This is a genomic window from Mesorhizobium sp. B264B1B (genome assembly GCF_020165765.1).
Classification (GTDB): Bacteria; Pseudomonadota; Alphaproteobacteria; order Rhizobiales; family Rhizobiaceae; genus Mesorhizobium.
Genome location: NZ_JAIUIS010000017.1, coordinates 37,234 through 49,297 on the forward strand (window position 1 = coordinate 37,234; position 12,064 = coordinate 49,297).

At 57.2% G+C, this 12,064-nt stretch carries 11 protein-coding genes; 6 read left to right on the forward strand and 5 right to left on the reverse strand.

The genetic code is table 11. The features are described from left to right. The first annotated feature begins 69 nt into the window (after positions 1–69). Positions 70–1,254, forward strand: coding sequence for an acyltransferase family protein (locus LB547_RS27050; protein ID WP_140498450.1), 1,185 nt, complete (start codon positions 70–72; stop codon positions 1,252–1,254). A gap of 97 nt (positions 1,255–1,351) precedes the next feature. Continuing rightward, the gene (locus LB547_RS27055; protein WP_140763103.1) at positions 1,352–2,083 is read left to right on the forward strand and encodes a cysteine hydrolase family protein; all 732 of its coding nucleotides are present in this window, start codon (positions 1,352–1,354) and stop codon (positions 2,081–2,083) included. Between the two features lie 128 nt (positions 2,084–2,211). On the opposite strand, the gene LB547_RS27060 is transcribed toward LB547_RS27055, so the two are convergent. The 5 genes from LB547_RS27060 to LB547_RS27080 form a co-directional block, all read right to left on the reverse strand. Next, positions 2,212–2,973, reverse strand: a complete 762-nt coding sequence (locus LB547_RS27060) for a Crp/Fnr family transcriptional regulator (RefSeq protein WP_140498452.1) — start codon at positions 2,971–2,973, stop codon at positions 2,212–2,214. Between the two features lie 131 nt (positions 2,974–3,104). Then, the gene (locus tag LB547_RS27065) at positions 3,105–3,884 is read right to left on the reverse strand and encodes a response regulator transcription factor (protein ID WP_140672071.1); all 780 of its coding nucleotides are present in this window, start codon (positions 3,882–3,884) and stop codon (positions 3,105–3,107) included. A gap of 440 nt (positions 3,885–4,324) precedes the next feature. Further along, positions 4,325–5,911: an FAD-dependent oxidoreductase gene (locus LB547_RS27070; protein WP_181169652.1), complete on the reverse strand. Its 1,587-nt coding sequence runs from the start codon at positions 5,909–5,911 to the stop codon at positions 4,325–4,327. Between the two features lie 207 nt (positions 5,912–6,118). Next, the gene (locus LB547_RS27075; RefSeq protein WP_318012505.1) at positions 6,119–6,598 is read right to left on the reverse strand and encodes a MucR family transcriptional regulator; all 480 of its coding nucleotides are present in this window, start codon (positions 6,596–6,598) and stop codon (positions 6,119–6,121) included. Between the two features lie 485 nt (positions 6,599–7,083). Continuing rightward, positions 7,084–7,278, reverse strand: a complete 195-nt coding sequence (locus LB547_RS27080) for a hypothetical protein (RefSeq protein WP_140498455.1) — start codon at positions 7,276–7,278, stop codon at positions 7,084–7,086. Positions 7,279–7,777: 499 nt separating this feature from the next. On the opposite strand from LB547_RS27080, the gene LB547_RS27085 reads away from it, so the two are divergent. The 4 genes from LB547_RS27085 (at position 7,778) to LB547_RS27100 (ending at position 11,936) form a co-directional block, all read left to right on the forward strand. Then, on the forward strand, positions 7,778–9,784 hold the full coding sequence (locus LB547_RS27085) for a DUF4838 domain-containing protein (protein ID WP_140625471.1): 2,007 nt from the start codon (positions 7,778–7,780) through the stop codon (positions 9,782–9,784). Positions 9,785–10,542: 758 nt separating this feature from the next. Continuing rightward, positions 10,543–10,872 carry a DUF768 domain-containing protein gene (locus tag LB547_RS27090; RefSeq protein ID WP_140763106.1) on the forward strand — a complete coding sequence of 110 codons (330 nt, stop codon included), beginning with the start codon at positions 10,543–10,545 and terminating at the stop codon, positions 10,870–10,872. A 79-nt stretch (positions 10,873–10,951) separates the two neighbouring features. Next, positions 10,952–11,452, forward strand: coding sequence for a metallophosphoesterase family protein (locus tag LB547_RS27095; protein ID WP_140498549.1), 501 nt, complete (start codon positions 10,952–10,954; stop codon positions 11,450–11,452). A gap of 178 nt (positions 11,453–11,630) precedes the next feature. Beyond that, the gene (locus LB547_RS27100; protein ID WP_140498458.1) at positions 11,631–11,936 is read left to right on the forward strand and encodes a hypothetical protein; all 306 of its coding nucleotides are present in this window, start codon (positions 11,631–11,633) and stop codon (positions 11,934–11,936) included. Positions 11,937–12,064 lie beyond the last annotated feature (128 nt).

The following is a 12,064-nucleotide window of genomic DNA, read 5'->3' on the forward strand; positions in this document are numbered from 1 at the left end:
TCCCGAGCATTGCGAGACCTGGGATGGTGTACGGTGAAATGGTCTGCGGGATCCAACTTGAAGGCTCAGATGACCGTTGCACATCTCCATCCTCAGAACTCATCGGGTCCGCAGCATTTTCCCGTCGAAGCGTCAGCGAAGCCGGCTGGCGACAATTCGTTCAATGTAGCCGCGCATGGGTTGCGCGGCATTGCTTCTCTTATGGTCTTCTTCGCTCACCTCCTGGGCGGCACGGCGGAGCACGTCTACGCCTCCAATTCGGCCTATGTCGACCGCATTACGCCCTTCTGGAATTTCGGCACCTTCGGAGTCTGCCTTTTCTTCGTAATCAGTGGCTTCGTCATCCTGCCCAGTGCGATACGCTATAGTCCCGCTCAGTTTGCTGCCCGACGGTTCCTGCGCCTCTACCCTCTGTTTTTCGCGCTAAGCCTGCTTTTCATCTTGCTGAACGCAACCACCAACTTTTATCCCGAAACCAACAATCTCACAGCGGTTCTGGCAGGACTGACATTCCTGAACCTTGCAACCCATACCGAGCAATTGACGCCGAACGCGTGGAGCCTGACCTTCGAGGTCTGGTTCTATGTGTTTACGGCAGCGTTCGTTTTCCTGACGGTTCGTCGCCCAACCAGACTCGGCACAATTGCGCTCGGTCTTCTCGCGGCGCTCTTTATCGCCCGGTACCCGATCGCCTTGTATTTTCTTGCCGGCGGGCTGATCCGCCTTGCCTACGATCGATTTGAATGGGTAAACCGGGGCCGCCATCGGCTTGCCGAGAGCGGGGCGCTGGCAGCTTGCGTCTTTCTCGCCAGCCGCGGCCATTACGACTATCACTGGTCCGATTTCCAAAATGCCGAGCTTCCCTTGCTCATGGTCGCGACGGGGCTCTACTTCTGCCTTGCAGTGTCGCGGAACAGCTTGACGGCACTACTCCTTGGCAATCGGCTGCTTCGATACTTCGGAACGGTGAGCTACAGCCTGTATCTGGTGCATCCCTACACGTATCTTCTGACACGCTCGCTGTTTTCCCGCGCCCATCTTTTTTCCGGCAATGTTGTCCTATCGATGAGCGCCTTCATTTTGGCGGCGGCGGCGATCACCTGGGTGCTGACGCATTTCGCGAACCGAACGCTTGAGCTGTGGCCCTATGAGTTTGTCTATCATCAGAAGATCTATCGCTCGGCCTCGCAGCCAAGCGCGATGCGGCTTTGGCTGGCGTCAAATGCCAAACGTGCGGCATGGCTAAGGGGGTAGGATCGCCGTTGCGCGGCGGCCTGCGGCTTTTGAGGCGGATAGATAGCAGACTGGTCGTAACCACTGTTGTTAGGCTGCAAGCAGGGATGAGGACGAAATGCATCCATTTGTCATCGACGCCAAGCCTCAACCTATTTCAATTGATCCCGCTGACGCTGCCGTACTCGTCGTGGACATGCAGAATGACTTCGGCTCCAACGGTGGAATGTTCGACAGAGCCGGAATCGATATCTCCGGGATTCAACGGGCTGTAGGCCCTACTGCCAGCGTAATAGCTGCCGCTCGCGAATTGAGCATGCCCATCGTCTACCTGAAGATGGGATATCATCGCGACCTCTCGGACCTTGGAACGTCGGACGCCCCCAACCGTATTCGACATCTCCAGATCTTCGGGGTGGGCGCGAACATGACAGCCCCGGATGGCAGCGAGAGCCGGATTCTGATCCGCGACACCTGGGGAACAGAGGTCGTCAACGGCCTCAAGCCACAGGCAGGGGATGTCGTCCTCTATAAAACGCGATTCAGCGGTTTCTACGAAACCGAACTCGATTCTGTTCTGAAATCCGCAGGCGTCAAACACCTCATCGTGACAGGATGCACGACCAGCGTGTGTGTGGAATCGACAATTCGGGATGCCTTCTTCAGGGACTATCGCTGCATACTGCTGACGGATTGCACCAGCGAGCCCATCGCTTGGGACGCCCCAAGGAGCAATCATGATGCCTCGATCACGCTCGTTCAGATACTCTTTGGATGGACATCGACGTCCGACCAATTCCTGAAGTCGGTCGCAGAGCGAGTTCACGGTCGTCTTGAAATAGCCGAATGAGCAGGCGAAGCTGCCTATCAGTCACCTTGGAGCACCGCGGCTGCCGCTCAGGGCCAGCGTAGATCAAGCCCAAACACAACCGACGTCCCGACCACTCTCGAAAGGTGCCCCGACGCATCGCCTACGATTTAGTCGTCCGACTTTGCCACAAGATCGGCGATACGGGATACATCAGGCACGTAAAGCTCTTTGGCGTGGCGCAGCACGAGTCCGATGTTTTGCAGGTAGCTCAACTCGCGTGCCACCGCCTCGCGGTGGGTGCCAATGCGGTGGGCCAGATCCGTATGGGTCGGGATAGGAGAAATCCTCGCCGAACCGTCGGCTCCGATGTCTTCAGCGCATAAGCGCAGCAACTCCTTATGCACCCGGGACCGAACGTTGAGCGTCGAAAGCTCAACGATGTGCTCGACAAGCACCTGCTGACGTTCCACCAACAATTGTACAACCGCATGCAGGGCTTCAGGATCCTGCTTGACTATGTCCAGAAAGGCACGACTGCCGATCGAAGCGATAGTGCATGGTCCCGCCGCTTCGACCGAATATGGCATCTGGATGTCGCCGCTCAAGGCAATTCCGTTAACAAGCGAGCCACGATGCGCAGGGGGGAGCGACACAATCTTGCCATTGCGGGTATAAACGAGCGCTCGAAGCTCGCCCTCGAGCAGAAAAAAAAGCCGGTCGACACTTTCGCCGGCCGGGACCAGGACGTCCCCTTCATTGAGATGCAACCAACGACAGCGGCGGTCTATCTCGATCAGCGTGGACGACTTAACATTGCTGAAATGCTCGATATTTTTCAAATCCGGCCCGTGCATATGGTTGGCATCAGCTACCGAGGTGATCTCCCCGTCAGTCTGCGGGCCTGGATATCGAACGGGCGGTTGTTTCATCCTGGGTAGCGCCCCCTTGCAAAGGTTCGCAGCCGCTTCCGTTGCGGCTGCTCCCCAAACTCAAGCAAATCACATCTACTAAAACGGTCCGTCAAGAACCATTACTCGTTGAGTGAGGCGGCACCCATATTTCAATTCCGTATGGCAATCCCTTCATACGGCGTTGTGTTGAGTATGTAGGCGACTTCGGTACGGTTTCTCGCACGAAGTTTTTTCATGACATTCCGAATGTGTACCTTGACCGTACTTTCACACATGTTGAGCTCGTACGCGATGACCTTGTTCGCCTTTCCTCGACGCAATGCCTCGATGACAGACATCTGACGCGAGGTAAAAGTGTTGTCTCCGTGCGGCTGCTGCTTGGTCGCGGACTGACCGTCGGTGACGGCGCGTCCTGAATGAAAGAGAACACTGGGCGGGACGAAAGTTCCGCCCGCCGCGACAAGCTGGATGGCCTTGGCGGCCACCTGCAACCTGACGCTGGTAGGAATATAGCCACGCGCGCCGTTTTCGACCACTTTGAGAATGTCCTCAAAGTTCTCGATATCCGATAGGATGACCACCCCTACCTCGGGCCTGGTCGCTTTCAGATGGCCTATCTGGGAAAGATGATAGTCCGCCTGGGAGTTCGACCACATCACACACATCAGGACCGTCGAAACTCTCTGCGTTTCTTCGGGATCCGCCATGTCGAACGCTTCGACCGACGCGTAATGCTGGATATGAAATGATGGCTCAATGATTTCGAGGCTTCTGCTGAAGCAGTCACACATCAAAGGCCGGCCATCGATGATTGCAATCTCGATTCCCTCTCCCGAGGACGGTGAGAGACGATTGACGTCGAGAATAGATGGATATTGATCAAGATCAGCTTTGTCCGTCCGATCATTCGCAGGCAAAAAACTTGTCATGACTCACCCCCGCGCAAATCTCGCCCCAACGGAGATTTCGCTTTTAAACCCATACCTTAACACTTTAGTAATAGCTTGTGGACCGGAGGTGGTGGTGTGACAAAACGCACAGCGCGGCCAAAATTTCGGTTTCCTCAAGCAATCAAAGTGAAAAAGTCGTGATTGCAGTATTATAGTTGGCTTCGAAGTCCATGCGCTTACCAATAGGGGGTAGCTACGGAAGTAGCGGTCATCCAGAATCGTTACGACAAAGAGCTGAACAGGGGTGGCTATGTGAGCCGTTGGTCAGACCTTCGCTCAAAACGCGCACACTTTCTCGGCAAAGCGTAAAATTACATTCAGGAGCCGGCATATTCCATATGGCGGACCTGCGGCATGAGACGTCGCAGCCTGCTCCCTTTCCTCGTCGATTGACCGCTTTGGCGAAGGTGGAGGCGAGCTTATTCGAGGCTTTGCCGCAAGTGCTGGCCCAGTCTGATAGCGAGCGCGACAATGGTGAGGGTGGGCATGTCGTTGCCTCCGGTCGGGAAGACCGAGCTGCCGGCGACGAACAGATTTGCGAGGCCGTGCACCTGGCACGAACTATCAACCACGCCGGTTCGCGGGTCGTCGCTCATCCTCGTCGTGCCCATGTGGTGTCGAACCCAGTGATATGGAATGTCTCGCTCCCCCGCCGGGTTTTTGTCCTGGCCTGGATGAATGGCGCTTCTATGCCCCAGCCGCTTCATCTCTTCAGTGATGATCGCCTGGACACGCTCAAGCGTCCGTCGGACGAGAGGCCCCACGTTCCATTGCAGCTTCACACGGGGCAGACTGAACTCGTCGAGCCTTGTATCGAGCGTGACGCGGCTTGCCGGATCCGGTTCTTGTTCCAGTATCGTGTCAAAATGAAAATGCCTTGCACGCCGACGTGAGTGCCAGATCCGTTCGAAACCTGCCGATATTGCTCCCGCCGGATGCATCAGGATAGTTCGGCCGCATTTGATAAGGTCGCGATGCAGCCGGCCTCTCCGCAGCCAGAAGGTAAGATACTGCAAAGCTTCGGAACCATCCATATGATTGACGCAAGGCCCAGGCTTGATCCATGTGCGGGAATCGAGGAGGCGCTCGCTTGCACGTATTTCGGGCCGCAGCGCCAGTCCGAATGCATCATTGGTGCCGCGGTTTTCAGGCGACAATCCGGTCGTGCGGGTCCAAGGCACGTGGAGGTCTATCATGTTGTCGGGCTGGCTGACTTGCAAGCTTCCCCATTTTACCCGGGGATGCTCCATGAAATAGCGGCCAACCAGGTCATACTGGTTTCCTATGCCATTCGGCGCCTGTCGGTTTGAAACAAGGAGCAGGCGCGCGTTTTCGATACCGCCGCAGGCCAGCACGAAAAATCGCGCAGCAATCTGGAATCGTTTGTTCGGCGTTCTCGCTACCTCGATGGAGCGAACCCGCCTTCCGCAGTCGTCGGTGTCGAGCCGCAGCGCCGTGGCATGCAGCACGACCTGGACGTTTTTTGCGTCCTGAAGCTTCTTGCGAAGCGTTGCTCCGAGATCCGGAGTGGGACTGAGAAAGCAGCGTTCCGAAAAGAGCGGCCCGTTTTCAGGCATGACCGCGGAAGTCGGCCAATCGGTCAGCAGGTCGTCGATTCCGAGCAGGCGGGCTGCGGTCTCATAATGGGGTAGTAATGATTTATGGGCGACGGGCCAACCACTCAGGGGTATCCAGGGCCGGTGCTCGAAATCGCCATGGTCCAACATCTTGCACCATCCGCCCCAACCAGCCTTGCCTGTGCTCCCGCCGAACTGACGAAGGCGGCAAAGATCAAGAGCTTCGTAAGGTTGACCCACGGACAGCCCGCGCGACAGCCGTTGGCGCCAGTGCTCGTACGTCATGCCACCGCTTTCGATGACGCATATGCGATGCCGCGTGCCTTCTAGTTGTGATGCTATCGCCAGGCCGGCGGCACCCGCTCCCACGATGCACACATCCGCCTCCAGGCGCATGCCTTGCGGAAAGGCGTTGCAATCTTCAATCATGGCGTCGATCGGGCATGGTGTCGATCGGGACCAGCAATTGCACGCCTGTGAGAGCGTGGCCATTTGCGCCTTGCCCCCAGCCCCATTTGGCTGTTGGTCCCGCTGGCATCGGGCGGGCACGTCAAACTTGTGATCCGAAGAAAACAAATGTCACGATACGAGCAACGGCGCGAGGACTGCCGGAGCCTCGCCCTGTGCTCCATTCGGTTAGCCTCTGGAAGTTCGGCCACTGGCATTCCGTTGTCCAAGCCTGATCCTCTTGGCTGCCTCCGAGCGCAACGCAGTTAAATTTGGCGCCACAATCGGATAATCCGGCGGCAAGCCCCATTTCTGGCGATATTGCGCTGGCGTCATGCCGATGGATGTCAGATACCGCTTCAAGGATTTCATGCGGCGCCCGTCCTCCAGGTTGACGATGAAGTCAGGGGTCACCGACTTGCGGATCGGCACGGCTGGAACAGGTTTCGGTTCGGGCTGGTGATCGCCCACGGCAAGCTTTTGCAAAGCACGGCCGACATTCTGGATCAGGTCAACCAGATCGGAAGGCGACGTCCGGTTTTTCCTGACATAGGCCGAAACAATATCAGCGGTTAGCTCAATGTGGTCGGCGGGGTCAGAGTCCATGAGTCCGCTCATTGCCTGAAGAAGGCTATCTTCCGTGGCCGAGGCGCGGAGCACGTTCTGCATCGCTCATTGAAGGATTGCCCACCGTCACAGGAGAATGCTCCTGATGCCCCGCTCCTTGCATGGCCCAATGCCATCCCCAGGTGCCGTTTGTGTCAATTGTCCCTTGGCGGCAGTCGATCCATCCAAAAGTGGTACCGCTTGCCAATCCCGATCCCGTGATGGCAGCGGCGAAACCGGCAACACCGGCGGCACAGCTAAGCCGGCAAGACCTCACTGATCCGATGCCGGTGCGCACATGTCGCGTACCGGTATCGACCGTCAAATCGATATCCAGCGCCGCCTCGCTGCGACGGCTCGACTTATTCGCGACGGCTCGACTTGTTCAAGGCTGTCGTGTCTGGAGCTTCATGGCGCGCTTGAAGTCACGATTGTCCACGCGGCCGGCGCAAGACATGTCCAGGCCCGTAAGCCTTGAACAATGCTTGCGCCTTGTACTGTGCATGGGCGCTTGGACCTGAGCGGCGCGGCTTGACGAACCGCTCTTTCTACCACTCCGAGCCGGTATAGCCCGCAGCTTCCTTCCACAATGCGAGTGCGATGCTTGGCGAGCGGCCTTTCACTTCAATGTCTTTGCCGCGGTACTTTCCAGCCGCAATCCACACTGTCTTTGAACGCTGATAGATGTTGATGTCGAGGGCGCTGGCTAGAGCTTCCCAGTCCCTGCGTCTCGAAAAATCCATCCGACCCCCATCTCTCCATAATGTGGAGCAGTAACGAACATGGCGGATGAGAGTTCCCAGATCGTGAGGACCTCGGACGACCCGGTCTTTGTCCGGAATCGGCAAAACGGCGAGATGAAAGAAGCCACTGAAGCACTCAGTGAGATTGTCAAAAGAATGTGTTTGATCGTGATAAGCCTCCAAAAGAGGGCATTGCTTATCCCGTGGAGATGGATAGTTTTTCCCGAAAAATATCGCGTATATCTCGATTAATTCTTTGCACTCTTTAAATGATATGGGACTCTGCGTGTATGTACCTATTATACAAAGAGAACCCTCACACGCTGATCTTCGTCTTGGCCCCGAACTGCAGACTGGCCATCAATGGATCGGCATGCGGGTAAGGGAAACGTAACGGCTGAAGCATGCAAAGCTTACGTGATACAAATTGTTGTGAACGCCCGTCCTCCTAAAATGGGTCTACATTCTTGGATGCGCGCGCATAGGTGAGGTCTTTGGCATGGGGCCGTTATCGCGAAGGACGTTTGCACAGGGAACGGTTCTGGGCCTGTTACACTGGCTTGGCTTTACCAACCCTGGCAAAGCGGCCACTCAATCTTCAGCTGGCGTAACGCTTATCGCCCGCGGCAGACCTGCGGCAACGCTCGTTACTTCGGATCAGCCGAGTGGCTCTGTTCACTACGCCGCCACGGAACTCGGCTGGCACATAAAAAAAGCGACCGGCATCCAACCTGCCATCACAACTGAAAACCATGTCTCGCCGGCTGGCCTGCGTAACGCCGCCCATATTTTTCTGGGCGACACCCGGTTCGCCCGGGCAGCCGGAATCACATTCGGCGCATTGGCGCGTGAAACCTGTATCATCCGAACCGTCGGCAACCATCTGTGCATCGCCGGCCTCGATCATCCCGGCAGTGCACTCGACCAAAACACGTCCGCGGGCACCCTCTTCGGCGTGTACGAGCTCCTTGATCGCTATTTCGGTGTCCGATGGCTATGGCCAGGTGAACTGGGAACGTTTGTCCCAAAGGCACAGTCCTTGGTGATCCCCGCGCTTGATTACGTCGTTACGCCCCGGTTCATGCAGCGTCGCGTGCGCGCTGGGGCTGGCTTCACGAGCGAAGAACATCCCGAAATGGGTTTCACCGCAGCAGCGGCGAAAGAATATATGAAAGCCCAGGCCACGTTCCTGCGTCGCCACCGAATGGGCCGCAGAGTACCCACGAACTACGGTCACGCTTTCGTCGACTGGTGGCAGCGGTATGGCACCGAGCATCCTGAATGGTTTCAATTGGTCAGAGGCAAACGGGGCCCGGTGAGGCTGGGCGCTCGCTTCTCGATGTGCATTTCCAATCCGGGCTTGCGAGAAGAGATCGTCTCGCAATGGCGTGAGCATCGGAGCGCCTCTGCGGGACAGCCAACTTTCGTCAATGCGGTCGAGAACGACATCCCGGGGCAGTGCGAGTGCGAAATATGCAAAGCGCTGGATGGCCCAGAGCCGCCTGACTATCGAAAGTTCATTCCGTCGAAGTCGAAGATCGCCAGCAAGCCTTTCGTATCGGACCGCTATGCGCGTTCATGGCAAGCCATTCAGCGGATAGCCGCGAAAGACGACCCTAACGCGGTCGTGGTGGGATACGCCTATATGAATTACTTCGCGGCACCGACATCGGGAATCAAGTTGAACCCGAATATCCTGATCGGGTTTTGCCCATCGGCCTGGTACTATCCACGCAGCGGCGAAGAGCAGGACTGGATAAAAGACCAGTGGCGCGGATGGGCGGCAACGACTGCCCAGGTGTTCATGCGCACCAACTATTTCCTGGATGGCTACTGCATGCCGCACATATTCGCCGGCCAGTTCGCCGACGAGTTTCAGAACGCGGCGCGAAACGGGATGGTCGGAACCGATTTTGACTCGCTGACAGGCCATTGGGCGACGCAAGGTCCAAATCTCTATTTGTTGATGCGCCTGCAGACACATCCTGAGACTGCCGTGGAGTCATTGTTGTCGGAATATTATTCAGCCTTCGGACCTGCGGCCGACGACGTCAAAAGCTATTTTGATTATTGGCAGGCGTATACTTCGAACGCTCGCGCCCAGCTGCGGGAGGGGTTCGAGGCTCTTGGAGCATCTCGTTGGCGAAGCTGGGCGAAGGCGGCGCACGCTGTCTATCCAGAGGAGAGTTTCGCGCCGGCGGAAGCTTTGCTTGACAGGGCGGCAGCCTCCGCAATCCAAGATCCGGAAGCCTCGATGCGGGTGAAGTTTCTTGAGCTGGGATTGCAGCATGCGAAGCTGTGCTCGCGAGCGGCCAGCAAGCTCACGCTCGGCGATCCGCAATCCGCCTATGAGCGCGGAAAGCCGGAACTGGAAGCGTTGCTGCAATTTCGGCGATCATATGAGCATATGTGGATATCTAACATGAATCACTGCGCGTGGGTAGAGAGCCAGAGTTGGATCCTCCCGGGCTTTGCGATTCAATCTCCGGACCTTGATCCGGAATGATCCATCTATTTTGAAAGAAGGTTTGCGGGAAGCTAGCTGGCCGAGCCGCACGATATCGCGCCCTGGCCAGCTAGGGAGAGGTGGTCGGCGTTGTGCCAGGCACTGCCGACTGTGCTCGGTGCAGTTGCGGGAGCGCTTCTGTCCATGAACGGGGGGACTGCGTCAAGACAGGCGACAGACGCGACAATCACCTCGCAATTTTTCCTCAATCGCCGGAGAGGACACGTCGTGCTGCGCGGAAGTCGGTGCCTGGCTCTGGTTTCCCGATGTGAGGCCGAGACTTGCCGGACTGCATTTTTCCTGTCGGCTTTGAGCTGTGTTAACGTTGCCCTTGAACCGGTGGATCGGACCGAGGGGACTAGGGTCCGAAACCCGATTTTCATCCTGTTTGGCTGACACCTCCCATTGTTTTGGGAGTTGTGAACCACCTGGGCATTTCGCGATTCGAAGGCGAACCGTCAACCGCGCACTAGAGTATTGTTAGGCCCAGGTACTTCCCACCTCCCTTTATAGAACACGGGAAGTCTGTAACCTATGACTGCAAATTGTAAGCTGACAGTTTGGGGCTACTCCGTTCGGATACCGTGTGTTGCCGACGGCAAGGGCCGCGGCACCGATGGCAGTGGCAATGGCCATGCTCAACCGGCGCGTTCGTCGGATCCCCGGCACCCAAGGTCAACGTCACAAGAGTCCGCAAAGTGTGGCCAGGAACATGGAACAACCGCTCTCAGCAGCAGTTGTCCGGTTCAGGAGGCAATATGAGCGCGACGATCGAGTTCTTTCGAACCTGGCTGCAGGAGAATGTCGGAAACCTGGCCGCCGACACGCAAGTCAGCGTCGCGGTGTTGGCCCAGCAATTCGAGCAGGATGCAGACGCCGCAGGATACGGGCGCGAGGTTCGCGAAGAAGATATCGGCAACATAGAGGACGCCATCCAGCAGGCCCTCGACAAGGCGAACGCAACCAACGGCCGGCAACCAGTTCCGGAGGAAGATGGCTCGCTTACGCCGATTATCGAAGGTCTTGAGGCTGCGGAGCCTGAACACTCAGCGTCTGCCGCCGGTGATGGCCGTAAGGAAGGAAGCTGACGAGCGCGTACAGCCGAATACCGGATCGTTAGTCCGGCGTATCGGGCTGGGTCGATCAGCGAGGGAAGTCGCGCACAGGATGATCTTCTTCACGAGCGATACTCATTTCAACGATCCACGCATCCTGCGAATTGACCGGCGGCCGTTCGGCTCGCTGGCAACGCATGACGCGGCGCTGATGAGCCTCTGGAACGAGACCGTCGGCTCGGACGACGAGATCTGGCATCTGGGTGATTTTGCCCGCCCGAAGGCCGGCATCGAAAACATCCTGTCGCAGCTCAATGGGCGCAAGCACCTGATCATCGGCAACAATGACGGAAGCGATGCAACGCTCGCATCTGGCTGGGCCAGCATCCAGCACTATGCGGAACTGGTGGTGGACGGTACCCTCCTCGTCCTGTGCCATTATCCGTTTCGGACCTGGAATCAGATGGGCAAGGGATCGGTGAATTTGCACGGCCATTCGCATGGCAAGCTGAAGCCGCTTACTCGCCAGCGTGATGTCGGCGTTGACGTGTGGAATTTCCGGCCGGTTTCCCTGCCGATCCTGCTCAGCAAGCACAACCGTCGATCAGGCTGAGCGTGGCCCGTCGCCACTGACCGGCAGTCGTCCTTTATACAGTTCTGGATATGCTTCGCTCAGCATCAAAGCCGGACAAGAATGAAGATCGATCACGATTTTCCGTTACAGGAACAACAAGGACGGCGCTCCGTTGGGAAAGTGATCGCAACAAGCGATTTAACCAATGGAGGCACTTATGATGAAAACGATCTTGGTCGCATCCGCCCTGTCCTTAGCGCTTGCCACATCCGCCCTGGCCCAAACGAGCGGCTCGGGCAATGCCGGCGGTACCGCAGGCGGCGGCATGAACAACAGCGGCACGAGCGTCAACGGCTCCGGCAGCACCACGGGGACCGTCACAACTGATCCGAATGCGACGAACTCGACCACGACAACACCAAACGGCATGAATGACCGTTGCAAGGACACTGCGGGCAATGACGTCGACACCAATACCGCCAGCGGCACTGCCACCTCGCCGTCCCAAAATTGTAACAAATAGTTCCGCCAGCAGAATTCAGCTCAGGCCTGGCGATGACGGGCCTGAGACATCATGTCGAATCGCAAGGCTGGGGCTATCGAAAGACGGAGTGCATGACCGCTATAGCGTCTTGGAGCACAAAGTCTTGA

Excerpts from the sequence above, each read along its gene's own strand:
- LB547_RS27050 (WP_140498450.1), top strand. The coding sequence starts at position 70 with ATGACCGTTGCACATCTCCATCCTCAGAACTCATCGGGTCCGCAGCAT.
- LB547_RS27055 (WP_140763103.1), top strand. The coding sequence starts at position 1,352 with ATGCATCCATTTGTCATCGACGCCAAGCCTCAACCTATTTCAATTGAT.
- LB547_RS27060 (WP_140498452.1), bottom strand. The coding sequence starts at position 2,973 with ATGAAACAACCGCCCGTTCGATATCCAGGCCCGCAGACTGACGGGGAG.
- LB547_RS27065 (WP_140672071.1), bottom strand. The coding sequence starts at position 3,884 with ATGACAAGTTTTTTGCCTGCGAATGATCGGACGGACAAAGCTGATCTT.
- LB547_RS27070 (WP_181169652.1), bottom strand. The coding sequence starts at position 5,911 with ATGATTGAAGATTGCAACGCCTTTCCGCAAGGCATGCGCCTGGAGGCG.
- LB547_RS27075 (WP_318012505.1), bottom strand. The coding sequence starts at position 6,598 with ATGCAGAACGTGCTCCGCGCCTCGGCCACGGAAGATAGCCTTCTTCAG.
- LB547_RS27080 (WP_140498455.1), bottom strand. The coding sequence starts at position 7,278 with ATGGATTTTTCGAGACGCAGGGACTGGGAAGCTCTAGCCAGCGCCCTC.
- LB547_RS27085 (WP_140625471.1), top strand. The coding sequence starts at position 7,778 with ATGGGGCCGTTATCGCGAAGGACGTTTGCACAGGGAACGGTTCTGGGC.
- LB547_RS27090 (WP_140763106.1), top strand. The coding sequence starts at position 10,543 with ATGAGCGCGACGATCGAGTTCTTTCGAACCTGGCTGCAGGAGAATGTC.
- LB547_RS27095 (WP_140498549.1), top strand. The coding sequence starts at position 10,952 with ATGATCTTCTTCACGAGCGATACTCATTTCAACGATCCACGCATCCTG.
- LB547_RS27100 (WP_140498458.1), top strand. The coding sequence starts at position 11,631 with ATGATGAAAACGATCTTGGTCGCATCCGCCCTGTCCTTAGCGCTTGCC.